Source organism: Veillonella sp., assembly GCF_015058545.1.
Classification (GTDB): Bacteria; Bacillota; Negativicutes; order Veillonellales; family Veillonellaceae; genus Veillonella_A.
Window position 1 is genome coordinate 1 of sequence record NZ_SVCB01000137.1, and the last position, 15216, is coordinate 15216.

Here is a 15216-nt window from a genome sequence, read left to right on the forward strand (position 1 = left end):
TAAGATGTGCTTGTACACGACGATTTTGTGCTTCCCCTTCAGCTTCAAGGCTGCGTCTATCTACAAAAGTTTTAAAATACTTATTGGATGATACTTCAATCCATCGCTCACCTTTTTGAGAAACACGCATCGTTCCATCAGAGGAACTGGTTGTAGTGCTGGATGACGAGCCTAAGGAACGGTCTAAACGCTCAAGGGTTTTACTGAGCCAACTGGCATCCACCGAGCTATACGTGGTGGCAAAAAAGAAAGGAATTAATAATACCGCTAATACACGAAACAGCTTTTTCATAACTTCACTCTCCTTAATAACATAACACTCCATTGCATGCCTTAATTTCCTCATATAGATTCATAGCATGTTCATCTTTAGTATATCGAAAATTGATAAGAGAAGATAATACTATTTATTAATAGTGGATTTGAAAAACTATATATAAATGATTTTAAGGCATATTAAAAGGGTCGATTTTATAATACAAACAGGATTTTGAAATATAATGATTTGTCAGTCCCTTTTTACAGTAAATTTTGTTAAAATAGAATTGAAGTATAGATTGATAATAGAGTCACAATGACGTGATAATTTATTAGTAGTTGAGTCAAGCGAGGAGAGGATTATCATGGGAAAGAATATTTTAATCGTTGTGGATATGCAGAATGATTTTATTACCGGTTCGTTGGGGACGGCTGAAGCGCAAGCAATCGTACCTAAAGTGGCAGCTAAAATTACTGAGTTTGATGGCGATGTTTTCTACACTATGGATACGCACGATGAGGCGTATTTGAATGAACAGGAAGGCCAGAACTTACCGGTATTGCATTGCCAGGAAGGCACGGAAGGGTGGCAATTGGCACCGGAAGTTATAAACGCTGCTCCGGTGGATCCGGAAAAAGTGTATTGCAAAAATCAGTTCGGCTCCGTTGAATTGGCGGAAGATTTACAGTATTTAAATGAGGAAGAACCAATCGACTCTATTGAACTCGTAGGCCTTTGTACGGATATTTGCGTTGTATCCAATGCCATTTTGTTGAAAGCTTTCTTGCCGAATGTACCAATTACGGTATGGGCTGATTGCTGTGCCGGGGTAACGCCTGCTAAACATGATGCGGCGCTGGAAACTATGCGCAGCTGCCAGATTGCTGTTAAATAGGGGCTTAAGTTCTTAATGTAATTTGAAGCTTTGTTTTTTGCGTACTTTGGAACTTTAGTTAGTATAAAATCAGTTAAATTTCAAAAAATAAAAAAGTCCTAATTCAGACCTTTACAAAAGTCCTAATTCGTACTATAATACAAAATGTAAAAAGTACGAATTAGGACTTTTTGCGTATAAAGAATATAAACAGCAAGCATATATAGTAAATCATAAGTGTAAGGAGGAACTAAATTGGATATATTACACAGAGAACAAATGACAGCACTAAGTCGCTTTTTCGGTCAAATTGTAGAACTATATACCCGTTGGGCGAAGAAAGAAGGTATTAGCTACAATAAGTTGGCGGTCATTATGACGATTTTTGAAAATGAACAGGCCACGCAGCGCAAGATTAGTTTGGAATGGGGGTTGCCGAAGCAAACGGTATCCACTATTTGTAAAAATTTCGAGCAAGACGGGTTGATCGCGTATTCGATAGGAGCGGATGATAGTCGAGAGAAGTATATGACGCTGACCGCTAAGGGAAAGGAATACTTTGAGCCCATGGTTAAAAAGTTACACGCCGTTGAGTCTTATGCCTTACAAAAAATAGGGCAGGAGCGAATGGCTATTATGTTACAAAGTATGGAGTTATTTACAAATGCCTTTGAAGAAGGCGTAACGGAGGTAAAGAAATGATTGGCTATATATTTTTAGGTACTGCTATCGTATTGGAGATTATTTCCACATCCATGTTGAAGTTGTCCATGGGGTTTACTAAATTAGTGCCATCTGTTGTGTTTGTTATCGGTATGAGTTCGGCGTTTTATTCATTGTCTAAGGCATTAAATGTAATTCCGCTCAGTATTGCCTATGCCATCTGGTCGGGGATTGGCACGTCGTTAACGGCGGTAATCGGTGTTTATATTTAGAAAGAAGAGCTATCAACGATGGCAGTGGTTGGCATCGGACTCATTGTAGTGGGCGTTATATTATTAAATATGAAGGGAGCTCACTAAGCGTATATTGCAATCAATAATTTGATAATAAGTATAGTTTTATTACAATTACAGGTTAATAAGCGAATTTCTTGTTTGAGGTTAAGATTAATCATATAATATAAAAATATTTATTATTAATTTTGATGAGGAAGCCGAAGAGTTGGCTTCCTTTTTTTATTATCAATTCGGGATATTTTTGTCTTTTTACAAAGAACATAAAATATTGAAAGTAAATCTCATATAGATTCCGTGTATGTTTTAATAAAGCACATGAATAAAATAGGAATTATGCGCGTTATAGCGTAAATAATATCGAATAATTTAAAATTAAAAATAAATTATGTATAAATAGGACATGTTTTGCAAACGCGTTGTTGACAACAAATCTCAATTAACTTATTATCATGTTAAGTTGTATTGGTTATTGGTATTATTTATGAGGGAATAAGGAGTTATATTATGAGATTAAAACGTCTTGCCTGTGCAGCGCTTTTGACAGTGGGGATATTCGGTATATTAGGTTGTGCAGGAACAACGGGCAACCAGGCTGATTCAAATGCCTCCAAGGAGCGCCTTACATTTGTTAATTTCCGTGATGTACGTGATTTAAATCCACATTTATATGCCGGTGAAATGTACGCCCAGGAAATGTTATATGACACCTTGGTAGAGATTACCGACAAAGGCTATGGGCCGGCTTTAGCAGAAAGCTGGACGATTAGTGAAGATGGTAAAACTTATACCTTTAAGATTCGTCCAAATGTTAAATTCAGTGACGGTGAAGTATTGGATGCCAATGCAATTAAAGCTAACTTTGATGCAATATTTGAGAATAAATCTCGACACACTTGGTTGGAGTCGATGAGTCTTATTGAGTCCTATGAAGTGACGGATCCGTTAACCTTTGTCATTCACTTATCTAAGCCGTATTATCCGTTGTTGACGGAGTTAGGCGTAACCAGACCGTTTGCCATGATTTCGCCGAAAGCTATGAAGGACGGTAGCACTAAGGATGGTGTACAAGCCTATATCGGCAGCGGTCCTTATAAATTGAAGGAAGTTGTAACCGATAAGTATGCAATTTTTGAAGTTAATGATTTGTATTGGGGCGAGAAACCTAAAATTAAAGAGATTTTAGTAAAGGTTATTCCTGATAATCAGACGCGTATTTTAGCCTTGGAAAAAGGGGAAGTGGATTTAATTTTTGGCAAAAATATGGTAGATGCCGATGCCATTCGTAAGTTTAAAGATCAAAAAGGATTTAGTGTGGCGTTATCTGATCCTATGTCAACACGTGAGATTGTATTGAATACGACTAAAACTCATTTAAGCGATATATTGGTGCGACAGGCCTTACAGCATGCCACTAATAAAAAGGCTATCTCTGAAGGTATTTTCTATGGCATTGAAAAGCCGGCTGATACTTTGTATGCAACGACTGTTCCTTACGCTGATGTAGGCTTGAAGCCGTATGAATATAATACGGATACCGCTAAGTCGATGTTGAGCAGTGCCGGTTACGTATTGGGCGCCGACGGTATTTTGACAAAAGACGGACAGCCGTTGGAGCTGAATTTGTTATATAACAGTGACAGTGTAACCGAAAAGGCCATCGCTGAGTTTTTACAAGCTGAATATAAAAAAATCGGCATTGTCTTACATATTAAAGGTGAAGAGGAACAATCTTATCGTGATAATATGAAATCCGGTAATTTTGACATGGTATTTAATATTTCGTGGGGGTTGCCGTATGATCCGCAGTCTTCTTTATCAGGCATGCGAAAACCTGTATACGGTGACTATGCGGCTCAGCAGGGCTTAGCTGATAAGGCGGAAATTGATGAAGCGATTACGAATATTTTGACGTCTACGAATGAAACGGACCGTCAGGCGCTTTATAAATTCGTTTTGACCCGTTTACATGAAGATGCCGTATACATTCCATTAACCTATGAAAACAATAAGGCTATCTATAATAATCGTGTCGAAGGTTTACACTTTATGCCTACCTTGTATGAAGTTCCGTTCAAAGATTTAACTTTAAAATAAATATTTGAGTATTAGAAATTAAGGCTGTTTGATGATTAAAATACTAATGGTTAATTAGTAAGAACTATAACTAGCATGTAGTTATTGAGGCTATTGTAGATGTGACTACAATAGCCTCAAATGGTTTTGGGAGGCGACGCCATGCAGGCATATATCATAAAGCGTACATTGACGGCTATTCCGTTGATGTTGGCCATTTCATTTGCGTGTTTCGTGTTTATTAATTTGATTCCTTCAGATCCGGCTGAAGTGGCCTTACGTATTCGGCAGACTCCGGTAGTAACACCGGAAGCGATTGCTCAAGTAAGGGCTGAACTGGGCTTGGATCAACCCTATTTAGTACGCTATTTTAATTGGCTTATAGCATGTTTACAGTTGGACTTCGGCGTAAGTTATATTAATCCGGCTCGTACGGTATTGGGGGAATTTCAACGGTGCTTACCGGCTACGCTGGTATTGGCACTTACATCATTGTTGTTTGTTGTGGGGTTGAGCTTACCTATCGGTTTTTGTTGCGCCGTGTATAAAGGCGGTTGGTTTGATAAGATTATGCGAGGCCTTGTTTTTATAACTACCTCTATGCCTGCCTACTGGATTGGGTTGTTACTTATTTGGGTAGTCAGTATAAAATTGGATTTGCTGCCTACCAGCGGCAGTGAGTCATGGCAGCATTTAATTTTACCGGCCTTTACAGTGTCGTTAACCTATATTTCTACTTATATTCGCCTGATTCGCAATAATATGTTGGAAAATATGAAGGAAGATTATGTAACGTATGCTACGGTGCGAGGCATACGTCAGCGGACTATTTTAACAAAACATATTTTAAAAAACTCGCTTCATACCTGTATTATCGCTATCGGCATGAGTATTCCTCAATTGATTGCCGGCACGATTGTTGTAGAAAATGTATTTGCTTGGCCCGGTTTGGGACAGCTTTGTATCAGTTCCATATTTAATCGTGATTACCCGATTATTCAGACCTATGTGCTCTTTATAGGCTTTTTATTTGTGGTGTTTAATTTATTGTTTGATATTATTCAGTATATTGTAGATCCTCGGCTCAGAGAGGAGCGTGCGCAATGATACGTTTATTGTTAAAAAATAATATGGTTGTGGGGCTCAGCTCTTTTATAGGTGTGATTGCTTTACTTGGTATTTTTGCACCTTGGATTACACCGTATGACCCTTATGAAAGCAATATTTTAATGAAATTTGCGCCATACAGTGCCCAGCATTGGTTGGGGACGGATCATTTGGGTCGGGATATTTTTTCGCGACTGATTTACGGCATTCGACCGACTTTATTTTTATCGCTTCTTACCATGTTAGCCACGATTAGCTTGGGGGCCGTTATGGGGATTTTGTCCGGTTATTTTCGCGGCATTATCGATGAAATTATTATGCGTGTCGTTGATATGATGCTTTCTTTTCCCAGTCAAATTATGATTTTTGCGGTAATTGCTTTACTTGGGGTGGATGTACAAAATATTATTATTGCCAATGTATTGATTAAATGGGCTTGGTATGCGCGTATGATTCGTACCAATGTAATGAAATATCGGGATAGAAATTTTATTTTGTATTCCCGTTGTATCGGCAGTGGTGAACGCTTTATTATGATACGTCATTTACTACCCAGCATCAGTTCGGAAATGGCCGTATTGGCCAGCCTTGATGTAGGTTGGACAATTATTAATATCTCCACCCTTTCATTCCTTGGATTGGGGATTCAGGCGCCGTTGCCTGAATGGGGGGCTATGTTGAATGAAGCTAAAAATGTATTGACTGTAAACCCTATTCAGATGTTGGTACCCGGCGTAGCCATCGTAGTATTGGTATCAGCTTTTAATTTATTGGGCGATGCAATCCGAGATGCACTGGATCCGAAGGAGGTGAACTGATGGGGGAATCGAAAAAAGCAGGCTTAAGTGAACCGATTTTGACGGTAGCTAACCTGTCAGTGACTCATGTTAATAAAGGTGTTAAAAAGCAAATTCTAAACGATATCTCGTTTTCCTTACGAAAAGGGGGTTGTTTGGGCATTTTGGGTGAGTCCGGTAGCGGCAAAAGTATGACTGCAAAGGCGATTTTGGGTATTTTGGGGCCTGAGTTTACCGTGACCGGTCGAATAGGATACGAAGATACGGATTTATTGTCCCTTTCCATGGTGGAGTTGCGTAAATTAAGGGGCTTGCGAATCGGCATGATTATGCAAAACCCGATGACGTGCTTTGATCCTTTATATAAAATTGATAATCAGATGTATGAAACGTTCGAAGCACACAATTTGTTCCCCCGTCAGGAATGGCGGACAAAAGCACTGGAAATATTAAATAGCATGCATATTCGCGAATCGGAGGCAACTCTGAATAAATTCCCTCATCAGCTAAGTGGCGGCATGTTGCAGCGAATCATGATCGGCTTGGCCATGGCCATGAAACCGGATATTTTGATCTGTGATGAGCCGACTACGGCGATAGACAGTATTACGCAATATGAAATTGTTAAGGAATTTATAAAAATAAAGGAATCGCACAAAACGGCCATGATATTTATTACACATGATATTAGTGTCATTTCACATTTGGCGGATGAAATTATGGTGTTAAATCAAGGCAAAGCGGTTGATTATGGATGTTGTAAAGCTATCATGACGGATCCTAAAGATGCGTATACGCGCATGTTAATACATCAAAAAATGGCGGTAGCCAATAGGTATAAAAAGATGCTTTATGAGGGAGGGACGGTACGATGACAACGGATGAAGTAACACCAATTGTAGCCGTACAGGATTTGGCGATTCGTTTTCCTAAGCCTCACAGTACGAAGATTTTTAAAAAAGAGTATCATAATGTATTAGAGAATATAACCTTTTCGGTAACCGGTGGCGAGTGTTTGGGAATCTTAGGCGAATCGGGCAGCGGTAAAAGCACTTTAGGTAAAGCTATTTGTGGACTATTACCGCCTTATAAAGGGTCCGTTTATTTAGGCGGTACCAAACTGTATGGCAAAGAGCCGATTTGGCCGGGGTACTCAGCTGTAGCTTTTCAGGATTATACGACATCGGTGAACAGTCGTTTCACCGTTCGTGAAATAATTAAAGAGTCTTTGGTTGTTTTACAGCGTCGCCTTAAGCAAACCCTTGATTTTGAAAAGGAAATTAAAGAATTGTTGGCGTGCGTGGGCGTGCCGGCCGAATGTATCGACCGGTATCCGCATCAATTGTCGGGCGGTCAGTTGCAGCGGGTATGTATTGCACGTGCCGTAGCCGTTAGACCGCAAATTATTTTGTTTGATGAAGCTATCAGTTCGCTGGATGCCCATACGCAGGTTCAGATTATGGATTTATTGATTGAACTAAAAGCCAGTCATAATTTTACTTATATTTTTATCACTCATGATTTACCGTCGGTTACATACATATGTGATAAAGTACTTTTTCTTTATAAGGGACGGGTGGCAGAGATTGTGCCGGTACAGCAACTCAGTGAGGTGAAAAGTACTTATGCTAAGCAGTTGCTGCACTCTATTTTGGATGTGCGTTGCGAATAGGGGCAGGGCGCCAGATAAGGAAGCCCGTAATTGAGCACACGGTAGTAAGAGTTTAAGAATTTAGGGCTAACGTAAAATATATGTCACGGATTTGATAAATAAAAATTATTGCTAGATTTATGATTATCGATGTGCTATAATGAAGTCGTAAGCGATAATAAATACTTATAAAGAACTAATCAAGCTTGTGATATGAATCACAGCTACGTTATAGCGTGTAGTTTTACATGGTGTAACAGGATTAACATTAATTAAGAGAAGAAAGGCTTCAGGTGAGTTTACCATGAACAAAAAAATCGCAAAAGCATTAAACGAACAAGTAATTTTTGAATTTAATTCCGCATACTTATATTTAGCATTGTCCTTGTCAATGGCCGATGCTCGTTTTAAAGGTTTCTCCGCATGGTTGCGTTTGCAGTACCAAGAAGAAATGGATCATGCATTTAAATTTATTGACTATTTAGAAAGTCGTAACGAAACAACTACTTTGGGCGACATCAAAGCTCAGGCTGTTGAAGTTAGCGATCCATTGAAAGTAGCTGAAATGGTTTACAACCATGAACAAGTAATTACCGGTAAAATCAATGAAATCTATGCATTAGCTATTAAAGAAGAAGATTATGCAACTGTTAACTTCTTGAACTGGTTCATTAACGAACAGGTTGAAGAAGAAGCCAGCGCTCGCGATTTGGTTGATGAATTCAAATTCGCCGGTGACAGCCGTGCCAGCCAGTTGTTTGTTGACGCTCGTTTGGGCAACCGTCAGTGATATTAAGGGCAGATTGCGGTAACAATCTGACTTAGTTTAGTATCAATAGTTTTTCCCTGATAAAAAATTACACAAGCTTAAGTAAGCTTTAAAAAAGACGCTCTTTGAGCGTCTTTTTTAGTATCCGGATATTTACATAATTTAGTACCCGGATTTTTTTGTCTTTTTAATAAACTGATTTATTTGACTTTTATAATTTTGCGCTAAAAGGTAAAAATACGGTTTAGTTCGATGACTTAAAAAGCCTTATAAATACTGCATAGAATAAAAAGTCAAATTTTTAAAATTTTTTTGACTTTTTAGCTTGACAAAAGTCAAAAAGTCAACTATTATATAGACAAGGTCAAAAGAACAAAAGGTAAAAAGGTTAAAAGGTTAGACAAACGAACAAAATAAAAAGTCCGTTGAACCGAATATCCATTAAACCGAGCGACCGAATCATAACACAGAATGAAGGTATTATATGAAGCAAAGTGTATTACTAGATATAAAGTTTGGAGAGATGATGTATGGGAATTTTAGCGGATCGAATTGAAAAGTTTATTTTAGCTAAATTATTGGAAGAGCAGGCAAACAGAGAAGACGGTATTGTGTTACGCCGTAATGAATTAGCGGATGAGCTCAATTGTGCGCCGTCGCAAATCAGTTATGTTTTAAGCACCCGTTTTTCCAATGACCGCGGATTCATCGTTGAATCGAGACGTGGTCTGGGCGGTTTTATCAGTATCACCCGAATTCCGGTGAAAGCACTTTTGGAAGCGCCTAAACAAGAAGATAAAGAAGAAACAGCCACTGACAAACCATTGACCATGGGTATGATAGATAATTCGTTGTTTGAACTGATGCAGCAGAAGTTCTTACGTAAGCGAGAGGCGGCCCTTTTACATGAAGCGTTCGCCATCTTGATGGAAGAACCGGATCGCAAAACGCGTGAAGCAAAAGTTCGTCGCTTATTTGAACAAGTAGTCTCCATGGTGAAGGAGGTATGATGCGTTATGTTATGTGATAATTGTAAAAAAAATGAAGCCACGGTGCATATGACTCGTGTGGTAAACGGTAAGAAAAGTGAACGTCATTTATGTAATACCTGTGCTAAACAGCAGGGCGAAGACTTCGGCGGCCAAGGCTTTATGAATTTCGGCCCGTCCTTGTGGGGCGATGACTTCTTCACGAATGACTTCTTTACCAATTCATTATATCCTGACAGCTTATCGAATCCTCGCCAGGAAACGCGTTGCAGCCAATGCGGCATGTCATTTAGTGAATTTAATCAAACCGGTAAGTTTGGTTGCGACCATTGTTATGAAACCTTTGAAGCACAGATTGCACCATTGGTAAGACGCTTACAAGGTTCTTTGAATTATGAAGGTCGTGTACCGAGTCGCGGTACGGGGGTTTTCAAAACAAAACATCAAATCAAACGGTTGCGTCAGGAACTTGATAAAGCCGTTAAAGCCGAACAGTTCGAAGAAGCCGTTCGCTTGCGTGATGAAATTAAATCGTTGGAACAGTCCTTGGGTAACACCGACAAATAGGAGGGACAGTTATGTTAGATAAAATCTTGGATGAACCGCTGAGCGGTTGGCTGAAGAGCAGTGATCCTTTGGGACAGTTAAATTCACATATTGTATTGTCCAGCCGAATTCGTTTGGCTCGTAACTTTAAAGGATTGCAATTTACTAATCGGAATAACGAAGAGTCGCTGAAAAAAGTCGACACCATGATGCGCGGTGTGCTGGGCACTTTAAAAGCCGCCGATGGTCGCGATTATTCCAATATTAGTTTAGATAAATTATCAGATACGGAACGTGAAATTCTCGTTGAAAAGCACTTGATGAGTCCGCAAATGGGACAAAAAGCAATGTATCGTAGCTTAATTGTTGCCAACGACGCGTCTGTGGCCATCATGGTCAACGAAGAAGATCATATTCGTATCCAGGCTATGGAACCGGGCCTCAAGCTCAAAGAAGCATTGGAGCATGCCTTACTTATCGATGATGCCATCGAAAGCAAATGTGACTATGCTTTCAGCGAACGGTACGGCTATTTAACCGCTTGTCCGACTAATGTAGGCACAGGGCTTCGCGCTTCTGTCATGTTACACTTGCCTGCCTTAGCCATGACAGGACGGATTAACCGTTTAGTTCGCAATATTACGCAGCTCGGTTATTCGGTTCGCGGCCTTTATGGTGAAGGTTCACAAGCTTTAGGTAATATTTATCAGATTTCCAACCAAGTAACGATGGGGATCAGTGAAGAAGACACAGTTACACAAATTCAGAAAGTTATTGAAAAATTAGTTCAAGAAGAAGTTAAGGCCAGAGAAGCTATTAAGAATAACGACTTTGAAGCGTTTGAAGACCGCGTATGGCGTGCGTTCGGTACATTGCAGTACGCACGGCGTTTATCCGGTGAAGAAGCGCTGGGCCTTTTAAGTGATGTTCAATTAGGTATGGATATGGGCGTCTTGCCACAGCATTCCGCTGATGTGTTCAGTGAACTCGTGGTAACGACAAGACCTAACTTTTTAAGTAAATATGCCGGGAAAGAATCGATGACAGCTCAAGAACGCGACAGTTATCGCGCCAAAGTTGTTCGTGACAGATTAGCCCGCTAAGATATGAGGTGATTATATGTTTGAACGTTTTACCGACGGTGCGCAACGTGCTTTGGGCATTGCGCAGGAAAAAGCTAAGGAGTTCGGCCACGACTATGTGGGCACAGAACACTTGCTCCTTGGCTTATTGGAAGAAGATGACAGCGTAGCTTCCAAAGCGCTCCATTCCTTGGGTTTGGAAGATGAAGCTACTGAAAAAGCCGTACTGGATGCGGTAGGTCGCGGCAACAGTCGTGGTAATGAATTGTACATTACACCGCGTACCAAACGTGTTTTGCAGTTGGCTGTAGAAATTGCCAACCAAATGCAGCATAACTATGTTGGTGCCGAACACTTATTGCTCGGTATTTTACAAGATGGCGGCGGCGTAGCCGTGAGTGTTCTTTACGGTATGGGCATTCGCGCCAACGACGTTGTCAAAGCAATTAACAGTATTTACGGCTCCGAACAAAACGGCGCTGAAGGCGGTGCCGGCAATGGTACCGGTGGTGCCAACGGCAACAGTAACTTAGGTGATTTGAAAGATTTTGCTACCGATTTGAACGAATTGGCAAAACAAGGCAAGATTGACCCGGTTATCGGTCGTGATAACGAAATTAACCGTGTTATCCAGATTTTGAGCCGTCGTACCAAGAATAATCCGGTACTTATCGGTGAACCTGGGGTTGGTAAAACCGCAATCGCCGAAGGCTTGGCACAGCGTATTGTAACGCAGAATGTGCCTGAAATTTTACGCAATAAACGTATTATTTCTTTAAGCTTAACAGCTATGCTGGCCGGTGCTAAATATCGTGGTGAATTCGAAGAACGCTTGAAAAAAGCTATCGACGAAGTACAGAAACACGATGACATGATTATTTTTATCGATGAACTTCATACATTAATCGGTGCCGGTGCCTCCGAAGGCGCCATGGATGCGGCCAACATTTTAAAACCTGCGTTAGCCCGCGGTACATTCCAGGTTATCGGTGCGACTACGCTTGATGAATATAAGAAACACATTGAAAAAGATGCCGCTTTAGAACGTCGTTTCCAACCGGTATTGGTAGGGGAACCTAGTGAAGAAGAAGCCTTGGAAATCTTAAAAGGCTTGCGTGACCGCTACGAAGCGTTCCACAAAGCTAAGATTACCGATGAAGCTTTAAAAGCAGCCGTTGAATTATCCAGTCGTTACATTTCCGACCGTTTCTTACCGGATAAAGCTATCGACGTAATGGATGAAGCTGCCTCTAAAGTACGTATGAAAGTATTTACGGCACCACCTGATGTGAAAGATTTGGAAACTCGTCTGGCCGATGTTCGTAAAGAAAAAGAAGCAGCCGTAACCGGACAAAACTACGAAGAAGCAGCCAAACTTCGTGATGAAGAAAAAAAATTGGTTGATGAAATCGAAGCTAAACAGCAAGCTCGCAGCAAAGAAGACGAGGAAAAACTTGTTGTTACCGAAGATGACATCGCCGCAGTTGTTTCTCAATGGAGTGGTGTACCGGTTGCGAAAATCGCGGAAGAAGAATCGCAGCGTTTGCTTCGTTTGGAAGACGAACTTCATGAACGAGTTGTCGGTCAGGATGAAGCTGTGGTAGCTGTTTCTAAAGCCGTACGTCGTGCTCGTGCGGGCCTTAAAGATCCAAAACGTCCTATTGGTTCGTTCCTCTTCTTAGGCCCAACCGGTGTCGGCAAAACGGAATTGGCTCGTGCCTTAGCAGCCAACCTCTTTGGTGATGAAAACGCCGTGATTCGTCTCGATATGTCCGAATACATGGAAAAACACACCGTATCTCGTTTGGTTGGGGCGCCTCCGGGCTATGTGGGCTATGATGAAGGCGGTCAGTTAACCGATGCTGTACGTCGTAAACCTTACAGTGTCATCTTGTTTGACGAAGTTGAAAAAGCTCATCCGGACTTCTTCAACATTCTATTACAGGTATTAGACGACGGTCGTTTGACTGATAACCAAGGTCGTACGGTAGATTTCCGTAATACGGTTATTATCATGACAAGTAACTTAGGCTCCAACTTCTTGAAAGAAGACAGTGCCGCTATGGGCTTCTTGGCTGCTAAGAATAAAGACGATGCTAAGAAGAACGCCGAAAGTACTTTTGCGGAAGCCAAGAAAAACACGTTGGATGCCGTTAAACGTCATTTCCGCCCTGAATTCTTGAACCGTATCGATGAAATGGTTGTATTCCATCCATTGACCGGTGAAGATTTAGGTAAGATTGTTAATATCTTGCTTAAAGATGTAACCAAACGTTTGGCTGAACGTAACCTTACTTTGGAAGTATCTCCTGAAGCTCTTGAAGTTTTGGTTAAAGAAGGTTCCGACTTTGCGTACGGTGCGCGTCCGTTAAAACGTGCTATTCAGCGCCTCGTTGAAGACCCTATTTCCGACTTAATCTTAAAAGGCGATGCTCCTGAAGGTTCGGTAATTAAAGCTAATGTGGTGGACGGCGACATCACAATGGTAGTATAATTAACAGGATTTGATTAACAGTTACAGATTTGGTTGATTATAACGCCGATTTACCGATTTATTCATGAAAAATTACTCCTCTGTTTGAAGGATATTGCACTAAAAATCACGAATACTATGTAAATGGTGTTCGTGATTTTTTTATAAATAATTATGAAAAAAGGTTCTCAAATTGAAGTTGATTTACGAGTATATATAATAGGGGAATTATAGAAGAGGATGCTATGGCTAAGGTAAAAACAGCATATTTTTGTAATAATTGCGGAGCGGAGTCGGCGCGCTGGCTGGGTAAATGTCCTCAGTGCGGCCAATGGAATACATTGGTTGAAGAAGTGGTGCGTGAAACTAAGCAGAAGGGCACGGCTTCCTATGCTCCCGTTGATAAGTCAGCTACCAAACCGGTAGCTTTGGCTGATATAAAAACTGAAGATTCGCCTCGTTTATCCACTGGCTATGGTGAAATTGACCGCGTCTTAGGCGGCGGTATTGTGCCGGGCGCCCTCATTTTGCTCGGTGGCGATCCGGGTATCGGTAAATCCACTATTTTGCTACAGGTATCGGGCCGTATTGCCGATACGCACGGCAAGGTCCTTTATGCATCCGGTGAAGAGTCGCAGATGCAGCTAAAACTCAGAGCAGAGCGCTTAGGCATTCAAGGGCAAAATTTAGCCGTCATGGCGGATACTAATTTGGATTCTATTTTGCAAGAAGCAAGTCAGCATAAACCGGCATTGCTCGTTATTGACTCGATTCAGACTATGTTTACGGATGCCCTTGATTCAACACCGGGCAGTGTAGGTCAGGTCCGTGAATGTACGGCTCGACTTCTTCGTTTTGCCAAAGAGCAGGGCGTACCGGTTATTATTATTGGTCATGTAACAAAAGAAGGTAATATTGCCGGGCCGCGTATGTTGGAGCACATGGTGGACGTAGTGCTCTATTTTGAAGGGGAACGGTCCTATCAGTTCCGTATTTTACGCGGTATCAAAAACCGTTTCGGGTCCACTTCGGAATCGGGGCTTTTTGTCATGGAAGAAGAAGGCCTTGCCGAGCTTATTAATCCGTCAGCCACTTTATTGGCAGAGCGCACGGAAGAAGAAACGGGTTCCGCTGTTATGGCCTATTTGGAAGGGATTCGTCCGATTCTGGTGGAAGTGCAAAGCCTTGTGGCTACAACCGCTTTCGGCATGCCGCGCCGTACGTCTATCGGCTATGATTTGAATCGTTTGATTATCTTATTGGCTGTACTTGAAAAACGCTGCAATTTAACGCTTGGTAATAAAGACGTGTATGTGAATGTTATCGGCGGTTTGAAAGTAAATGAACCAGCTTGTGATTTGTCCGTGGCTGTTGCTATCGTTTCAAACTTAAAGAATCGCCCTGTACCGGCCGATATGGTTATTCTCGGCGAAGTAGGACTTACCGGTAATATCCGCAGTATTCCGCGTATTGAACAGCGTATTGCGGAAGCGGCTAAAATGGGTTTTACCCGCTTTGTAGTGCCTGCGGGAAATGCAAAACAGGTGAAGCTGAATCGCCAGGATATTACAATCCACGGCGTAACTACAGTGCAGGAAGCGATGCAAATTGTATTTTAATCATTATTTTTAAGAATG

At 41.1% G+C, this 15216-nt stretch carries 14 protein-coding genes and 1 pseudogene; 14 read left to right on the forward strand and 1 reads right to left on the reverse strand.

Features of this window, described 5'->3' with window-relative positions:
* Positions 1–292, reverse strand: a 292-nt coding sequence (locus tag E7204_RS08635; RefSeq protein ID WP_295183658.1) for a hypothetical protein, incomplete at its 3' end; no start/stop codon positions are given.
* A gap of 331 nt (positions 293–623) precedes the next feature.
* Between E7204_RS08635 and E7204_RS08640 the strand changes: the two genes are divergently transcribed.
* The 14 genes and pseudogenes from E7204_RS08640 to radA all read left to right on the forward strand — a co-directional run bounded on the left by E7204_RS08640 (position 624) and on the right by radA (position 15198).
* On the forward strand, positions 624–1154 hold the full coding sequence (locus E7204_RS08640; protein WP_295183661.1) for an isochorismatase family cysteine hydrolase: 531 nt from the start codon (positions 624–626) through the stop codon (positions 1152–1154).
* Positions 1155–1388: 234 nt separating this feature from the next.
* A complete protein-coding gene (locus E7204_RS08645) occupies positions 1389–1835 on the forward strand; it encodes a MarR family transcriptional regulator (protein WP_295183663.1) in 447 nt (148 codons plus the stop codon).
* Positions 1832–2155: pseudogene (locus E7204_RS08650) on the forward strand (multidrug efflux SMR transporter). The gene E7204_RS08645 and the pseudogene E7204_RS08650 overlap by 4 nt, the downstream one beginning before the upstream one ends.
* Before the next feature lie 441 nt (positions 2156–2596).
* Positions 2597–4186 carry a nickel ABC transporter substrate-binding protein gene (gene nikA / locus E7204_RS08655; protein WP_295183666.1) on the forward strand — a complete coding sequence of 530 codons (1590 nt, stop codon included), beginning with the start codon at positions 2597–2599 and terminating at the stop codon, positions 4184–4186.
* Between the two features lie 141 nt (positions 4187–4327).
* Positions 4328–5272, forward strand: a complete 945-nt coding sequence (gene opp1B / locus E7204_RS08660) for a nickel/cobalt ABC transporter permease (protein WP_295183668.1) — start codon at positions 4328–4330, stop codon at positions 5270–5272.
* Positions 5269–6090 (forward strand): nickel/cobalt ABC transporter permease, encoded by an 822-nt coding sequence (gene opp1C, locus E7204_RS08665; RefSeq protein WP_295183670.1) that lies wholly within the window; start codon positions 5269–5271, stop codon positions 6088–6090. The genes opp1B and opp1C overlap by 4 nt, the downstream gene beginning before the upstream one ends.
* Complete coding sequence (locus E7204_RS08670; protein WP_295183671.1) at positions 6090–6944, forward strand: ABC transporter ATP-binding protein; 855 nt, start codon at positions 6090–6092, stop codon at positions 6942–6944. The genes opp1C and E7204_RS08670 overlap by 1 nt, the downstream gene beginning before the upstream one ends.
* Entirely contained in the window at positions 6941–7741 is an 801-nt protein-coding gene (locus tag E7204_RS08675) for an ATP-binding cassette domain-containing protein (protein WP_295183672.1), read from the forward strand. The genes E7204_RS08670 and E7204_RS08675 overlap by 4 nt, the downstream gene beginning before the upstream one ends.
* Before the next feature lie 283 nt (positions 7742–8024).
* Positions 8025–8510, forward strand: coding sequence for a ferritin (locus tag E7204_RS08680; RefSeq protein WP_295183674.1), 486 nt, complete (start codon positions 8025–8027; stop codon positions 8508–8510).
* Between the two features lie 509 nt (positions 8511–9019).
* Positions 9020–9499: a CtsR family transcriptional regulator gene (locus E7204_RS08685; RefSeq protein WP_295183676.1), complete on the forward strand. Its 480-nt coding sequence runs from the start codon at positions 9020–9022 to the stop codon at positions 9497–9499.
* Between the two features lie 6 nt (positions 9500–9505).
* Positions 9506–10045, forward strand: a complete 540-nt coding sequence (locus E7204_RS08690; RefSeq protein WP_295183678.1) for a UvrB/UvrC motif-containing protein — start codon at positions 9506–9508, stop codon at positions 10043–10045.
* Positions 10046–10056: 11 nt separating this feature from the next.
* On the forward strand, positions 10057–11127 hold the full coding sequence (locus E7204_RS08695) for a protein arginine kinase (protein ID WP_295183680.1): 1071 nt from the start codon (positions 10057–10059) through the stop codon (positions 11125–11127).
* A gap of 16 nt (positions 11128–11143) precedes the next feature.
* On the forward strand, positions 11144–13600 hold the full coding sequence (locus tag E7204_RS08700) for an ATP-dependent Clp protease ATP-binding subunit (protein ID WP_295183682.1): 2457 nt from the start codon (positions 11144–11146) through the stop codon (positions 13598–13600).
* A 224-nt stretch (positions 13601–13824) separates the two neighbouring features.
* Positions 13825–15198 carry a DNA repair protein RadA gene (gene radA / locus E7204_RS08705; protein WP_295183685.1) on the forward strand — a complete coding sequence of 458 codons (1374 nt, stop codon included), beginning with the start codon at positions 13825–13827 and terminating at the stop codon, positions 15196–15198.
* The last annotated feature ends 18 nt before the right edge of the window (positions 15199–15216 follow it).

Excerpts from the sequence above, each read along its gene's own strand:
- E7204_RS08640 (WP_295183661.1), top strand. The coding sequence starts at position 624 with ATGGGAAAGAATATTTTAATCGTTGTGGATATGCAGAATGATTTTATT.
- nikA (WP_295183666.1), top strand. The coding sequence starts at position 2,597 with ATGAGATTAAAACGTCTTGCCTGTGCAGCGCTTTTGACAGTGGGGATA.
- opp1B (WP_295183668.1), top strand. The coding sequence starts at position 4,328 with ATGCAGGCATATATCATAAAGCGTACATTGACGGCTATTCCGTTGATG.
- opp1C (WP_295183670.1), top strand. The coding sequence starts at position 5,269 with ATGATACGTTTATTGTTAAAAAATAATATGGTTGTGGGGCTCAGCTCT.
- E7204_RS08670 (WP_295183671.1), top strand. The coding sequence starts at position 6,090 with ATGGGGGAATCGAAAAAAGCAGGCTTAAGTGAACCGATTTTGACGGTA.
- E7204_RS08675 (WP_295183672.1), top strand. The coding sequence starts at position 6,941 with ATGACAACGGATGAAGTAACACCAATTGTAGCCGTACAGGATTTGGCG.
- E7204_RS08680 (WP_295183674.1), top strand. The coding sequence starts at position 8,025 with ATGAACAAAAAAATCGCAAAAGCATTAAACGAACAAGTAATTTTTGAA.
- E7204_RS08685 (WP_295183676.1), top strand. The coding sequence starts at position 9,020 with ATGGGAATTTTAGCGGATCGAATTGAAAAGTTTATTTTAGCTAAATTA.
- E7204_RS08690 (WP_295183678.1), top strand. The coding sequence starts at position 9,506 with ATGTTATGTGATAATTGTAAAAAAAATGAAGCCACGGTGCATATGACT.
- E7204_RS08695 (WP_295183680.1), top strand. The coding sequence starts at position 10,057 with ATGTTAGATAAAATCTTGGATGAACCGCTGAGCGGTTGGCTGAAGAGC.
- E7204_RS08700 (WP_295183682.1), top strand. The coding sequence starts at position 11,144 with ATGTTTGAACGTTTTACCGACGGTGCGCAACGTGCTTTGGGCATTGCG.
- radA (WP_295183685.1), top strand. The coding sequence starts at position 13,825 with ATGGCTAAGGTAAAAACAGCATATTTTTGTAATAATTGCGGAGCGGAG.